This window comes from Rhizobium sp. 01N447_2, assembly GCF_056399245.1.
The window spans coordinates 57,052-70,565 of the sequence record NZ_JBFTQY010000055.1; the positions used below are offsets into that span (position 1 = coordinate 57,052).

The window sequence follows — 13,514 nt, forward strand, 5'->3', positions numbered from 1 at the left end:
CTGACCTTAATAGTATCATACTTTCGACAGTGCCGGTACATCCGCGGTCAAAGGAAAGCAGATTTCAGTTTAGGCGGCTTGGAGATTGCAAGCGGACATTTTGCCCGACTTGTTATCGCGCTCAAGCTCGTAGCCGATCTTCTGGCCTTCGACGATTTCGCGCATTCCGGCGCGTTCGACGGCAGAGATGTGGACGAAGGCGTCAGCGCCGCCGTCATCAGGCTGAATGAAGCCGAAACCCTTGGTGGAATTGAACCATTTAACTGTGCCAGTGGTCATAACGAACCCTTTCATAGCAATTGACGACCGCACGTGCGGAAGCACGACGGATGATGATCTCGATTTTGAAGAGGGAAGTTCGTCCAGGGCACGTTGCCAGCGTGCGATAACAAAAGTCAAACAAGCAATATCGACTACCGAGATATAGACACTCAACCCGAATTTGTCAACTTTTAGTTTTTCAGGGCCGCTCACTCATCATCAGGTTGCATCTCGGTCGCCTTGCATGCCGGGACGCCAATCGCCGGCCTCGACCACAAAAGCAGGCATTACGAGCGCGGCCGCGTCTTCTGCGGGTCGTAATGCGAAAGCGGGACGATCGTCGCCGGCAGGCGCTTCTGGTGCCCGTCGAGCTTGCCGATCTCGACCTCGGTGCCGGGGCTTGCATGCATCACGTCGATGCGGGCGAGCGCGATCGTCTTGCCGAGGATCGGCGAACGCGTGGCGCTGGTGATAACGCCCACCTGGGCCCGGCCGATATGGATGCAATCGCCATGACCGACCGCTTCGTTCGCCTTGATATCGAGGCCGACGAGCAGATGGCGCGGATGCTCCTTGCGCCGGATCAGTGCCTCACGGCCGATGAAATCGTCCTGCTTGGATTTCAGCGGCACCGTGAAGCCGATCCCCGCCTCGAACGGGTCCGTCTGGTCGGTGAACTCGTGATGGGCAAAGATCAGGCCCGCCTCGATGCGGACCATGTCGAGCGCCTCCAGCCCCATCGGCTTCAATCCGTGCGGCTGGCCTGCCTCCCAGACGGCGTCAAACACCGTCAGCGCATCCTTCGGATGACAGAAGATCTCGTAGCCGAGCTCGCCGGTGTAGCCCGTGCGCGAGACGACGATTGGAACACCCTCGAAGCCGCCGATGCGGCCGACGGTGAAGCGGAACCATTCGAGCTCGCCGATCGTCGGCTGGCGCGGCGCCGTCCAGATGATCTCCTTCAGGATATCGCGGCTCTTCGGACCTTGCAGGGCGATATTGTGCATCTGGTCGGTCGAAGAGCGGACCCAGGCCTTGAAGCCCTTCTTCTCCGCCTGCTGGCGCAGCCATATGCCGCTGAAATCATCGCCGCCGATCCAGCGGAAGTTCTTGTCGCCGAGCCGGAACAGCGTGCCATCATCGATCATGCCGCCGTTTTCGTAGCACATAGCCGAATAGACGACCTGGCCGGTCGACAGTTTGCGCACGTCGCGCGTCAGGCAATATTGCAGCAGTTCCTCGGCATCCGGCCCCGTCACCTCGAATTTCCGCAAGGGCGAGAGGTCGATGACGGCAGCGCGCTCGCGGCAGGCCCAGTATTCCTCGACCGGACCTTCGCTGGAGAAGCGGTTCGGCAGCCAGTAGCCGCGATATTCGGTGTAGTCCCGCGTCAACGCGGAGAGGCGGGGATGGAAGGCGGTTTCGCGTGTCAGTTCGGCGTCGGCATCTGGGGTCATGCGATAGGCTACCGCTCGTGAGAATTTCTCTTTTCCGGAAAAGGTGCGGACGTGGATATCCGTCGGATCCCAGCCGTTCGCAGCGTCGATATCGTCAGGGCAGGACGAGGAGACGCAGACGAGGTCGGTCAGCGCCCGCATCAGCACGTAATCACCAGGGCGCGACCAGGGCTCGTCGAGATAGAGCTGGTTGTTGTGGTCGATATTGGTGTTGTAGAAATAGTTCAGCGCTTCCCAGCCCTTGCGGCCGGCAATGCCGTAGGGCGCCAGCGCAGCGTTGAAATTATCCGTACAGTTGACGTGGCCGGGATAACCCATGTCGTCGTAATAGCGCGAATTGCAGGCGGTCGCGAAAGCGTCGTGACGCCCGACCGTATCCTGGACGATTTCGACCAGCGGTTCGAAGTCGCGGTCGAAGGCCTTGGAGGGGAGACCCGGCATCGGATAGCTGCGGCCGAGCAGCGTGCGGGTGACGGTGGAATCAAGCGCGAGGTCGAGACCCTTGTCGACCTTGCGGGCGGCAAAAGCCTGGAAATCGGTGCACTGGCGTCCATAGACGTCGATGATCTGGATGAATTCGCCGGCACGCACGAAATAGGCGGCCGCGGTCGCCGCCCGGATGCGGATATCCTCGACCGGATCGGCGGCCGGTTCCGGCAAGGCGGAAGCGTAATCGCGGATCAGCAGGCTGCGCTTGATCCTGATCTCGATCGGCGTCGCCGTATCCTGTGCCTCCGGCGACATGGCGCTGGCGGGTGCTGCGACGATCAGCAGGCCCTTCATGGAAATCGTGAAATCCGCCTGGCTGCCCGGGGTCGATCCCGCCCCGAAGATGCAGAGCGCGCCGGCCACTGCCAGATCGGCGCCGCGACGCAGAAGTGCTGCACGCGTGCGGGCAGCACTCTCATCTTCTGCTTGAAGAATGGCCTTCAAACCCTCGGCTGAATTGCTGAATGCCTTTCCGAGATCGGCGGCCAGGAAGCGGCCCTTCTCGTCGAGGAAAGAGATCTCGCAGACCTGCCCGCCCTCGCTGTCGATGACGCTGACCCGGTCGCCCGGCTCGACGCGCATAACGACCGATCCGCCGCCCTTTGCCCTGTAGCGCTCGGTTCCCTCCGGCAGGGTGGGAATGCCGGGATAATGCACGAGGCTCGGAGTGGCCGGCCGCAGGCCTGTCATAGCAGGATGAAGTTCTCGCATTCTGCCCTCATGGGGATCGGGCATGCCCTCAGGCATGCGGACACAGGTTTACAAAATGGCTGTGGAAAGTAAAGTGATGTTGACTAAAAAGAAAATATCTTCACTATGCATAAAGAGTTCAGACTCGGGAATCCGTCGGGAACACGGATCGCCAAAATCATCCGGGCGGGCTTGAGACTGTCAGGGAGACACGTTCAGGGAGACGTACAAAGATACGTCCGGAACAAATAGAATGGGGAATTTCACTGATGACAGACATTGTGGAGGCCGGGATTGCATCCGGCACCGAAGGTAAGCTTGTACGCGCGCTCGATTGGAAGGGCGCATTCTGGGTGGCTGCGGGCGTGCCGCCGCTCGTTCTTTTCTCCATCGGCGGCATTGCGGGCACGACGGGCAAGCTTGCCTTCGTCGTCTGGATCATCTCGATGGTGATGGGTTTCCTGCAATCCTTCACCTATGCCGAGATCGCCGGCATGTTCGCCAACAAATCCGGCGGCGCTTCGGTCTATGGCGCCACCGCCTGGTTGCGCTATTCGAAATTCATCGCGCCGCTGTCCGTCTGGTGCAACTGGTTTGCCTGGTCGCCGGTGCTGTCGCTCGGCTGCGCCATCGCCGCCGGTTACATCCTCAACGCATTCTACCCGATTCCGGCGGCAGATTCGCAGATGGTCCTCGACTGGATCTCAGCGCATGCCGCTTCCATCACGGCCGACAGCCCCCGCGTCGCCGAATATATCGCAGCCCATGCCGGCACGACGCCGGATGACGCCGTCAAGGCATTGCTCGGCACCGACGGTGTCGCCGCCCTGACGCCGGCGATCCGCAGCTGGTCGCTCTTGAGCTTCAACATTCCCTTCCTTGCCACCGCCAATATCAACGCCACCTTCTTCATCGGCGGCATCCTGATGCTGATCATCTTCGCGATCCAGCATCGTGGCATTTCGGAAACGGCAAGCGTGCAGAAGTGGCTGGCCATCATCGTGCTGGTGCCGCTGCTCATCATCGGCCTTTACCCGATCGTCAGCGGCCAGATCCTGGCCACCAACGTCACCGGTCTCGTGCCGCCGACAGCCGCCTATGCCGCTGTCGACGGCACCTGGAGCAACGGCGGCTGGACACTCTTCCTCGGCGGCCTCTATATCGCCGCCTGGTCGACCTATGGCTTCGAGACGGCCGTCTGCTACACCCGCGAACTCAAGAACCCGAAGACCGACACCTTCAAGGCGATCTTCTATTCCGGCCTTGCCTGCTGCCTGTTCTTCTTCCTCGTGCCCTTCGCCTTCCAGGGCGTCCTCGGCCATGCAGGCATGCTGGCCCCCGGCATCGTCGATGGCACGGGTGTTGCCGAAGCGCTCGGCGGCCTGATCGGCGCCGGCCGCGTCGTTACCCAGTTGCTCGTCGTACTGATGATCATGGCGCTCTTCCTCGCCATCATGACGGCGATGGCCGGTTCCTCGCGCACGCTCTACCAGGGCTCGAAAGATGGCTGGCTGCCGAAATATCTCGACCACGTCAACGAGCACGGCGCGCCGACTCGGGCGATGTGGACCGATTTCGCCTTCAATCTCTTCCTGCTGGCGATCGCCTCAGATGTCGGCGGCTACTTCTTCGTGCTCGCCGTCTCGAATGTCGGCTACATCATCTTCAACTTCCTGAACCTCAATTCCGGCTGGATCCACCGGATGGATTCCGGTCATATCGAACGCCCCTGGAAGGCGCCGACCTGGCTGATCGGCCTCAACACCGTGCTGGCCTTCGTCAACGCGCTCTTCCTCGGTGCGGGTGCCAAGGTCTGGGGTTATTCCAATGCGCTCTGGGTCGGCTTCATCTTCGCCGCCCTGATCCTGCCGGTCTTCGCCTACCGCCACTATGTGCGCGACGGCGGCAAATTCCCGGCCGGCGCAATGGAGGATCTCGGCCTCGTCGGCCAGGATCTCGGCGTCAAGAAAGCCGGCATCCTGCCCTATCTCGCACTCGCCGCGGGCCTCGCGATCGTTCTGATCGCCAACGTGATCTTCCAGCTTCCGGCCTAAATCTCCTCCCAAGCAGACAGGCCGCCGAGCCGCCATGGAAACATGGCGGCTCTTTCTATCGCTTGGGACGATCAGGCGGCAGAAGCCCTGGCGGCCTTGACCGTGGCCGCGTCGACATAAAGGCCGAAGCCAACGGCGATGCGGTTCCAGCCGTTGATGATGTTGATCATCACGGTGAGCTTGACCTGCTCCTCTTCCGTGAACTCTGCCTTCAAAGCCTCATAGGCGCTCGCATGCTCCCGTCCTTCGCAAAGGCGTGTGAGGCCTCGGTCCAGCCAAGTGCCGCGCGCTCTCGGTCGGTGTAGCAAGGCGCTTCCCGCCAGGCCGGCAGCAGGTAGATGCGCTGCTCGGTTTCGCCATTTTCGCGCGCTTCCATCGGAGATTGAGGCAATTGGCGCAGCCGTTGATCTCAGAGGCGCGGAGTTTCAGCAATTCAGAAAGAGTCCGGTCGAAACTGGCGGCGGCGTCGAGTTCGATCGATGTGCGCGGCCAGACCGTCATCAGCGAAGGGGCAGCGGCGAAGAGATCGATTTTTGTCGTCATGATTGGCTTCCTTCTGTTGTTGCCGATATCATGGCGGGCAGGCATCTCCCGATGTGACGTGCGCGCGGAAATTTTGATTTGTACCTCCGTGGTCCCGGCAAGATTGTCATGGAAATATCTTGAAGGCGGGGGCAGCCTGGTAGAAAGACTATCGAATGGTCAGGATGAAGCGGGATGCGGGGCGCATTCGAATCTGGCGCAGTGACGCGTTGGCCGGAGTGGAATTGCTGCGCKCTTCAGGAACGCAGCATCACTTTCCGAAGCACTTCCACGACGCTTATGCCATCCATCTGCACGAACGCGGCACGATGGCGTTCCAATATGGTCAGCCTCAGGTGGCGGTGAAGCCGGGCAACATCAATGTCCTTGCGCCCGGCGTCGTGCACATGTGCCTGCCGGCCGGCGAACAGGCGTTGCACTACCGCTGCCTGTTCGTATCGCCTGCGTTTTTGCAATATGCCGTGCTCGATCCCGGGGCGACGCGCCTGCCGCTGTTGGAGCCGTTGTTATGCCCCGGCGACGTCGAACTTTTCCAAAGCCTCGGCAGCGCGCATCGATGCCTCGAAACTGCGGATGACGCGCTTGAAGCCGAGACGCTTCTGACGAGCGGGCTTGCGGCGCTGGCCTCTTACCCAGGGCAGCGGCAGGCAAGGGTCAAAGCAGGAAGCGAGCCGCGCCACGTCACGATCATCCGTGAATTTCTCGACGCGAACTACGACAGGCGCATTGCCCTTGCCGACCTTGCCCGTTTGGTCGGGCTCAATCCCGTGTACCTCGTGCGATCCTTCCGCTCGTCTGTCGGGCTGCCGCCGCATACCTATCAGAGGCAATTGCGGCTAAGCCGGGCCCGGCAGATGCTTCGGTCGGGCACGCCGCCGGCCGAGGTGGCCGGGATGGTCGGTTTCGCGGACCAGAGCCATCTCTCCCGCCTTTTCAAGCAGACGACGGGTGTGACGCCCGCCGATTATGCAAGAGGTTTATAGCGTTCAAGACAGCAGGCTTTGCCCATGTGATGCTATCCACCCTTGCGCGGTGACAACAGGCTGGCTCCAGCGATGCGCCCGCAAGGCGATGTGGAAAAAACAGGAGCAGGGCGATTATCATGCCAACCCTTACCAATATCTGGTTGTTTATCGGCGCTTCCCTGGCCCTGCTTCTGATTCCGGGGCCGGCGGTTCTCTATATCTTTGCCCGCTCGGTCGAGCAGGGCCGCCTTGCCGGCTTTGTTTCGATCCTCGGCATTCATGCGGCGACACTGGTCCACGTCATCGTCGCGGCATTGGGCCTGTCGGCCGTCCTGGCTTCCTCGGCTCTGGCGTTCAGCGCAATCAAATATGCGGGCGCGGCCTATCTGATGTGGCTTGGGTTCAAGAAGATCTTTGGTCCAAGCCAGCTTCCCGACAACGAGACCGGCTTGAAGGCGTTCGGCTACGCGCGTCTTCTCCGCGACGGGTTCGTCGTCAATCTCTTCAATCCCAAGACCGCGCTGTTCTTCCTTGCCTTCCTGCCACAGTTCATCGACGTAAACAGGGGTCACGCCGCGATGCAGATCGCCTTCCTGGGGCTGATCTACACCTGCCTCGGCCTCATAACCGACGGCGGCTACGCGTTCGCCTCCGGTATTGCCGGCAGCTGGTTGAGGCGCAATCGCCGCTATCTCACCGCCGAACGCTATGTCAGCGGCGTCCTGTTGATCGGCCTCGGGCTGACGGCCGCCTTTGCGGGAAATCGGGGCAGCAGTCGCTAGACGACGGTCTCACCGCCGTCGACGACGAGGATCTGCCCGGTCATGTAGGACGAGCGGTCCGAGACGAGGAAGAGAATGGGCTCGGCAATCTCGGAAACATCGGCCCAGCGTCCGAGCGGCACTTTCTCGGCGATATAGGCCTCGATCGCGCCGCGCCCCCCCATCTGGGCGATGAAGGGCTCGTTGAAGGGCGTATCCACCCAGCCCGGGCAGAGCGCGTTGACGCGGATGCCGAACCTGGCGTAGTCGCCCGCCATCTGCCGGGTCATCGCGATGACCGCATGTTTCGTCGTCGTATAGGCGATCATCTCGCGATCGTAGAGCACGCCCGACGAGGAGGAGGTGTTGAGGATGACGCCGCGGCCGGCCTTCTTCATCAGCGGCATGACGAAGCGCGCCGCCATGAAATGCGCTCGGACATTCAGGCTCCACGACCTGTCGAAGCCTTCGACCGCCACCTGTTCCAGATCGCCCGCCACCTGTGCGCCGGCATGATTGTGGAGGATATCGATCCGACCATGACGTTCGGCGACCGCGGCGATGCCGGCTTCGAGTGCCGCGTCATCCGTCACGTCGAGAACGAGGCTCTCGGCCTTGCCGCCGGCGGCCTCGATCCGGCCGACGGTTTCGGCGGCATTGGCGGCATTCAGATCCGCCACGACGACGAACGCGCCTTCTCCTGCCATGATCAGCGCGCCGGCCTGGCCGATGCCCGACCCCGCTCCGGTGACGATCGCGACGCGATTATCAAGAATCATTGGTGTTTCCCGTTCAGTTTGTTGTTTTCTCGCGCATCAGAAAGCGCGCGATGAGGATCAGTCCCAGCGATGCGACAAGCACCATGGTGGCAATGGCGTTGATCTCGGGCGTCACGCCACGTCGGATCGAGGCGAAGACATAGATCGGCAGTGTCGTGTTCGAGCCCGCAACAAAGAAGGCGATGATGAAATCGTCGAAGGAGAAGGTGAAGGCGAGCAGGAAACCGGCAAGGATCGACGGCAGGATCTGCGGCAGCACGATCTGGCGGAAGGTGGTGAAGGGCGTGGCGTAAAGATCGCTCGACGCCTCGACGATGTCGCGGCCAAGGCCGGCGATGCGCGCTTTGACGATCATCGTCACCAGCGCCATGGTGAACAGGCCATGGGCGGCGATGATCGAGCCGTAGCCCAGCGAAAGCTTCGGCGCCTGTTCGCCTGGCCAGACGGCGGCGATCAGTGGATTGACGAAGCCGAAGACTTCGACCAGCGCCACCAGCGTCGCAATGCCGATGACGACGCCGGGAACGACGATCGCCGCAGCGAACAGCCCGTCGAAGACTGCTCGCGTGCGGGCGCCGAGCCGCTCCATGCCGATCGCCGCCATCGTGCCGAAAATGGCCGCCAGCCCGGCGCTGGTAAAGGCGATGATCAGGCTGTTCTGCAGCGCTTCCATCAGGAAGGTGTTGGCGAGCGCCTTGCCATACCATTGCGTCGAGAAGCCGGTGAACTCGCTGGCATTGCGGCCGGCATTGAAGGAGAACAGCACGACAAGCGCGATCGGCGTGTAGAGGAACAGGTAGACTGCGGTGACCAGCGCGCGCATCAGACGAGATCCACCTGGCGGGTACCGGCAACGCGCCAGGCTATGCGCATGGCGATCAAAAGCACGATGACGACAACGACGACGAGGGTGACGGCGATTGCAGAGCCGAACGGCCAGTTGCGCGATTGCAGGAAGAGGTCGACCAGCGCATTGCCGATGAAGAAGACCTTGCCGCCGCCAAGCAGCTGCGGGATCAGATATTCGCCGAGCAGCAGGATGGTGACAAGAGCGATGCCGGTCATCACGCCTGGAAGCGACAGCGGCAGGGTGATGCCGAAGAAGGTCGAAAGCGGCCGTGCCCCGAGATCGGCAGAAGCCTCCAGCAGGCGGCGGTCGAGCTTTTCGAGGCTGACATAGATCGGCATGATCATCAGCGGCAGATAGCCATAGACGATGCCGAGCAGCACGGCGCCCGGCGTGTTCAGCAGCCTGACATTCTCGATGCCGACCATCTCCATCAGATGCGGAATGCCGCGGGCGCCGAGAATGTACATCCAGGCATAGGTGCGCACCAGAAGGCTGGTCCAGAAGGGCACGACGACGAGGGAGACCAGCAGCAGCCGGTATTTGGCGCTGGCCTTGACGGCCAGGTAATAGGCAACCGGATAGGCGACGATGAGGCAAGCGAAGGCGCCGATCGGCGCAAGCATCAGCGTGTTCTTGAAGGCTGCGGCGCGCGAACCGAGATTGGCGAACTGTGCAAAGGTGAAAGCCGGCTGATAACCACCTTCGGGCGCCCGCTCGCCGAAGGCAAAGACGATGATGGCGATGAAGGGCAGTACCAGGAACACGAACAGCCAGATGCTGGCCGGCGCGACGAGCGCGGCCGTGACGAGGCGTTTTTTCGTGTTCGGTGCAAGGGGCATTTCAGTTCACGCGACTTTTCGAAAGAGTAACTGTCGGCGCCACGCTTTCCCTCTTCTCCTCAACGGGGAGAACTGCCGAGCAAAGCGAGGCGATGCGGGGGATGAGGAGCGAAGCGACGAATGCCTTGAGCTCAAGCGAAAGGCAGCATCTGCMGCCCCCTCATCCGACCCTTCGGGCCACCGACCGGGGTCGAGCCACGGGTCTCGACCCGTCCCTCGGACCCCCGCTGGGGAGAAAGGGAGATCGGATCAAGCCGACTTGAAGCGCGCCATCAGTTCCGCACGGCCGGGGTCGGTCAGCGTTACCGCCGCGCCGAATTCCAGCGGCGTCAGCTGCGCCTCGTCGGGATAGACGATCTTGTTGGCGGTAATCTCCTTCGGCAGCAGCGCGATGACGCGGCTGTCGGTTGTCGGCGCGCCGTTGGCGACGTGCTCCTTGACGGCATAGGCCGGATCCATGAGGTAGTTGAGGAGCGCGTAACCCGCCGCCTTGTTCGGCGCATCCTTCGGGATGGCGTAATAGTCCGTCCAGATCTCGCCGCCGTCGGTGCCGAGCACATAGGCGATCTCGGGAACATCGCGGTTGAGCTGTGCACCGTCATTGGTCCAGCACATGGTGAGCCAGGCGTCGGTGGCGCGCATGGCCGGCTGGTAGTCGCTGTTGATGGCGAAAAGGTGCGGCTTGACTTTGATCAGCAGTTCCTCGGCCTTGGCGAGTTCGTCCGCCTTGATCGAGTTGAAATCGTAGCCGAGCGAGACCAGCGCGCTGCCGATCGTCGTCAGCTGATAGTCGTGCACCATGGCGCGGCCGTCGGCTTCCGTCTGGGCGATCTCGAAGAAATCCTTCCAGCTCGACAGCTTGGTCTTGATCTTCGAGGTATTGACCGAGAATCCTGTCGTGCCCCAGTTCTTCGGCACGGCATAGGTCTTGCCGTCGATCATGCCCTCCTTGGTGAAGCGCGGGTTTTCCGTCGCCTGGCTGAAATTCGGGATTTTGGACAGGTCGAGTTCGTCGATCAGGCCGAGCTTGTGGTGGGTGGAGATCGTGTAATTGGTCGGCACGAAGAGCGACCAACCGGAGGCCCCCGCCTGGAGCTTGGCCAGCATTTCCTCGTTGGAGCCAAAGACGTTGACCTCGACGGCAACGCCGGTCGCCGCCTTGAAGTTCTCGAAGGTCGCAGGGTCGTGATAATTCGGCCAGGTGGCGATCGACATCTGGGTGCCGAGATCCTCGGCATAGGCGGGCGTCGACAGCGCGCCGGGGAAACGCGACAGCACGGCGGTCGCAAGCCCGAGGCCTGTCATGCCGAGGAAGTGACGGCGGCTGACGGAGCCGCGCTTCAGGCGCATGAACTCGTCCATGAAGCCTTCAGGGGTAATGGGCAGATTATCCTTGTAGTCCTTGCTCATGATGCTGTTCCCTTGTTCTGGTTTATGCACTGGATGCCGGAGAAACTTGGCCTGAAGAAACCTGGGCTGAAAAGACGTGGGCCATACCGGGATCGAAGCCGAGGAAGACCGCTTCGCCCGGCTCGACCAGATCGCTCTCGTTCATGCTGCGCCGGTCGGCGGTGACGAGGAAATCGCCGAGCCCCGGAACGGTGACAGCATATTCGGCCGAAGAGCCGAGGAAGATGCGGTGCGTGACCGTGCCGGCAAAGGACGTGCTGCCGACGGCCGCCCGCGTCAGCCGGATCGCTTCGGGACGGATCGCAACGATGACGTCGCCCGGCGCAACGCCGGGCCGCGCGCTGGTCGCAAGCACCGAACCGTCGCCAAGCCGCAGAGTCTTGCCGCCGGCTTCCATCGTCGCGTCGATCCGGTTGGTCTTGCCGACGAAATCGGCGACGAAAAGATCGGCCGGGCGGTCATAGACCTCCTGCGGCGTGCCGAGCTGGCGAATCCGCCCGGCGCTCATGACGCAGACGACATCGGCCATCGATAGCGCTTCTTCCTGATCATGAGTGACGAGCACGAAGGTGATGCCGAGCTCGCGCTGCAGCGTCTGCAATTCAATCTGCATGGCCGAGCGCAGCTTCTTGTCGAGTGCGGCCAGCGGCTCGTCGAGCAGCAGCACCGAAGGCCGGTTGACGATCGCCCGCGCCAAGGCCACCCGCTGCTGCTGGCCGCCGGACATCTCGTGGATGCGCCGTTTGGCAAAACCGCCGAGCCGCACCATCTCGAGCGCTTCGGCCGCGCGACGGTTGATCTCGGCCGCCGCGATCCTCGGCCGCATCTGTCTCAGGCCATAGGCGACGTTCTCCACGACGTTGAAATGCGGAAACAGCGCATAATGCTGGAAGACCATGTTGACGGGGCGGCGATAGGCCGGAACGCCGTTCATCTCMCGTCCGTCGATCAGCACGGCGCCCTCGCTCGGCTGTTCGAAGCCGCCGATCATGCGAAGGCACGTCGTCTTGCCACAGCCGGAAGGGCCGAGCAAAGCGAGGAAAGCACCCTTGGGTACATTCAGGTTTATGTCGGTCACGGCGGTCACCGCKCCATAGTTCTTGGTGACCGAACGGAATTCGATATCGTTCGTCGAAGCGGATGCCACGTCTGTTCCCTGCGGTTGGTTGGTACGGGCAGTCTAGCGCTGCCTTGTTGCCACCGTCGTTGGCGAAAGACTAAGCCCGGCCTTCCCGCGCGGTATATACCCCGAAAGAGGTATTTTGCCTCACATCTCTTCGTGGAAGGTGTATATGAAATTGCACCCATTCCTGATGAGACGGTTGAGGGAGGCTTTCGATGAGCATTGATCTCGAGGCGCTGTTTCAGGCTTTCGACGCCACCGTCGGAAGGCCCGCCATGGCGGATGCAGAGTTTGGCGAGACCTTCCGCCGGATGATGGCGGCGCTGGTACGCTTCGACTATGTCGTGGTTTTTGCCTATCGCGGCAAGGAACGGCCGATCGATCTCTACAGCACCTTCGATCCGCAAGAGAACGTCGTTTTCGTTACCCTCTACCAGGTCGGTCCCTATCTGCTCGACCCCTTCTACCAGACCGCCCGCGCGCGTCGCGCCGGCGTCTTCCGCATGCGCGAGCTGGCGCCCGACCGCTTCTTCTCCAGCGAATATTACCGGAGCTACTATGTGCAGACCGGGCTTGCCGAGGAGATCGGCTTCTTCGTGACACTCGACGACGATATCACCGTCGTGCTGTCGCTGATGCGCCGGGAAAAGACCGGCCCGTTTCCGCCGGCTGAATTCGCGCTTCTGAAAAAGGCCGAACCTCTGGTGGCGAGCCTGGTCCGGCATTTCTGGCCGTGGCTCGGCGCCCGGTTCGACGCGCAGCGCGATGCCGGCATGAGGACGGGGAGGAAACGCGGTGCGGCGGCGCAGGCGCTACAGCCGGCCGACACTGTCTGGCGCGACCTCAAGCTGACGAGCCGCGAAACCGCCATCGTCGATCTGGTATTGCAGGGACATTCCTCGGAATCGATCGGCCTCAGGCTCAACATCTCGACGGGCACGGTGAAGGTCCACCGCCGCAACGTCTACCGCAAGCTCRGCATCTCCTCGCAGACGCAGCTTCTGTCGATCTACCTGAAGACATTCGGCGGCACGGGCGACCGACCGGCAACCCAAAGCGCCGGTCGGTAATTCATGGCCCGGATATGCTGTCCGCGTCGGCGAGAAACGGACAGGCTTCGTTCAGTTGCGGCCGAAAGGCTCAGCGGCCGCCCTCGATCTTGCGATGGCGTTGGTTGATACCTCCCTTGCCATAGGGATAGTCCAAAGGCTGGGGCGCACTCACCTCGTTCAGCCGCGCCATGTCGTCGTCGGAGAGCTTCAGTTTCATCGCGCCCAAATTGTCGGCGAGCTG

Annotated in this window: 12 protein-coding genes and 2 pseudogenes; 5 read left to right on the forward strand and 9 right to left on the reverse strand. The window is 61.9% G+C overall.

Translation table 11 applies throughout. The features are described 5' to 3' along the window. Nucleotides 1–69: 69 nt before the first annotated feature. Nucleotides 70–279 carry a cold-shock protein gene (locus AC1ECN_RS28010; protein WP_003548109.1) on the reverse strand — a complete coding sequence of 70 codons (210 nt, stop codon included), beginning with the start codon at nt 277–279 and terminating at the stop codon, nt 70–72. A 269-nt stretch (nt 280–548) separates the two neighbouring features. After that, the gene (locus AC1ECN_RS28015) at nt 549–2,918 is read right to left on the reverse strand and encodes a DUF1989 domain-containing protein (protein WP_130673945.1); all 2,370 of its coding nucleotides are present in this window, start codon (nt 2,916–2,918) and stop codon (nt 549–551) included. A 248-nt stretch (nt 2,919–3,166) separates the two neighbouring features. On the opposite strand from AC1ECN_RS28015, the gene AC1ECN_RS28020 reads away from it, so the two are divergent. After that, on the forward strand, nt 3,167–4,951 hold the full coding sequence (locus tag AC1ECN_RS28020) for an APC family permease (protein ID WP_130673946.1): 1,785 nt from the start codon (nt 3,167–3,169) through the stop codon (nt 4,949–4,951). A gap of 71 nt (nt 4,952–5,022) precedes the next feature. Here AC1ECN_RS28020 and AC1ECN_RS28025 read toward each other — a convergent pair. After that, nucleotides 5,023–5,452, reverse strand: a pseudogene (locus tag AC1ECN_RS28025) (carboxymuconolactone decarboxylase family protein). Here AC1ECN_RS28025 and AC1ECN_RS28030 point away from each other — a divergent pair. The 3 genes from AC1ECN_RS28030 to AC1ECN_RS28040 all read left to right on the forward strand — a co-directional run bounded on the left by AC1ECN_RS28030 (nt 5,343) and on the right by AC1ECN_RS28040 (nt 7,241). After that, nucleotides 5,343–5,699 carry a hypothetical protein gene (locus AC1ECN_RS28030; protein ID WP_477954795.1) on the forward strand — a complete coding sequence of 119 codons (357 nt, stop codon included), beginning with the start codon at nt 5,343–5,345 and terminating at the stop codon, nt 5,697–5,699. The pseudogene AC1ECN_RS28025 and the gene AC1ECN_RS28030 sit on opposite strands and share 110 nt — an antisense overlap. Next, on the forward strand, nt 5,650–6,477 hold the full coding sequence (locus tag AC1ECN_RS28035) for a helix-turn-helix transcriptional regulator (protein WP_477954789.1): 828 nt from the start codon (nt 5,650–5,652) through the stop codon (nt 6,475–6,477). The genes AC1ECN_RS28030 and AC1ECN_RS28035 overlap by 50 nt, the downstream gene beginning before the upstream one ends. A 119-nt stretch (nt 6,478–6,596) precedes the next feature. Beyond that, nucleotides 6,597–7,241: a LysE family translocator gene (locus AC1ECN_RS28040; RefSeq protein ID WP_130726109.1), complete on the forward strand. Its 645-nt coding sequence runs from the start codon at nt 6,597–6,599 to the stop codon at nt 7,239–7,241. Here the strand turns inward: AC1ECN_RS28040 and AC1ECN_RS28045 are convergent. The 5 genes from AC1ECN_RS28045 to AC1ECN_RS28065 all read right to left on the reverse strand — a co-directional run bounded on the left by AC1ECN_RS28045 (nt 7,238) and on the right by AC1ECN_RS28065 (nt 12,245). Next, a complete protein-coding gene (locus AC1ECN_RS28045; RefSeq protein WP_130673949.1) occupies nt 7,238–7,999 on the reverse strand; it encodes an SDR family NAD(P)-dependent oxidoreductase in 762 nt (253 codons plus the stop codon). The genes AC1ECN_RS28040 and AC1ECN_RS28045 overlap by 4 nt on opposite strands. 13 nt (nt 8,000–8,012) lie before the next feature. Further along, nucleotides 8,013–8,822, reverse strand: a complete 810-nt coding sequence (locus AC1ECN_RS28050; RefSeq protein ID WP_018482186.1) for an ABC transporter permease — start codon at nt 8,820–8,822, stop codon at nt 8,013–8,015. Beyond that, on the reverse strand, nt 8,822–9,688 hold the full coding sequence (locus tag AC1ECN_RS28055) for an ABC transporter permease (protein WP_130673950.1): 867 nt from the start codon (nt 9,686–9,688) through the stop codon (nt 8,822–8,824). The genes AC1ECN_RS28050 and AC1ECN_RS28055 overlap by 1 nt, the downstream gene beginning before the upstream one ends. A gap of 249 nt (nt 9,689–9,937) precedes the next feature. After that, the gene (locus AC1ECN_RS28060; RefSeq protein ID WP_075226206.1) at nt 9,938–11,098 is read right to left on the reverse strand and encodes an ABC transporter substrate-binding protein; all 1,161 of its coding nucleotides are present in this window, start codon (nt 11,096–11,098) and stop codon (nt 9,938–9,940) included. Nucleotides 11,099–11,120: 22 nt separating this feature from the next. After that, a complete protein-coding gene (locus tag AC1ECN_RS28065; protein WP_024321782.1) occupies nt 11,121–12,245 on the reverse strand; it encodes an ABC transporter ATP-binding protein in 1,125 nt (374 codons plus the stop codon). A gap of 191 nt (nt 12,246–12,436) precedes the next feature. Here AC1ECN_RS28065 and AC1ECN_RS28070 point away from each other — a divergent pair, with 191 nt between their 5' ends. After that, the gene (locus AC1ECN_RS28070; protein ID WP_477954793.1) at nt 12,437–13,291 is read left to right on the forward strand and encodes a helix-turn-helix transcriptional regulator; all 855 of its coding nucleotides are present in this window, start codon (nt 12,437–12,439) and stop codon (nt 13,289–13,291) included. A 70-nt stretch (nt 13,292–13,361) separates the two neighbouring features. On the opposite strand, the pseudogene AC1ECN_RS28075 reads toward AC1ECN_RS28070, so the two are convergent. Then, nucleotides 13,362–13,514, reverse strand: a pseudogene (locus tag AC1ECN_RS28075) (aldo/keto reductase); the annotation flags it as partial.

Coding starts and splice junctions, on each gene's coding strand:
- AC1ECN_RS28010 (WP_003548109.1), bottom strand. CDS start 279: ATGACCACTGGCACAGTTAAATGGTTCAATTCCACCAAGGGTTTCGGC.
- AC1ECN_RS28055 (WP_130673950.1), bottom strand. CDS start 9,688: ATGCCCCTTGCACCGAACACGAAAAAACGCCTCGTCACGGCCGCGCTC.
- AC1ECN_RS28050 (WP_018482186.1), bottom strand. CDS start 8,822: ATGCGCGCGCTGGTCACCGCAGTCTACCTGTTCCTCTACACGCCGATC.
- AC1ECN_RS28060 (WP_075226206.1), bottom strand. CDS start 11,098: ATGAGCAAGGACTACAAGGATAATCTGCCCATTACCCCTGAAGGCTTC.
- AC1ECN_RS28045 (WP_130673949.1), bottom strand. CDS start 7,999: ATGATTCTTGATAATCGCGTCGCGATCGTCACCGGAGCGGGGTCGGGC.
- AC1ECN_RS28040 (WP_130726109.1), top strand. CDS start 6,597: ATGCCAACCCTTACCAATATCTGGTTGTTTATCGGCGCTTCCCTGGCC.
- AC1ECN_RS28015 (WP_130673945.1), bottom strand. CDS start 2,918: ATGCGAGAACTTCATCCTGCTATGACAGGCCTGCGGCCGGCCACTCCG.
- AC1ECN_RS28020 (WP_130673946.1), top strand. CDS start 3,167: ATGACAGACATTGTGGAGGCCGGGATTGCATCCGGCACCGAAGGTAAG.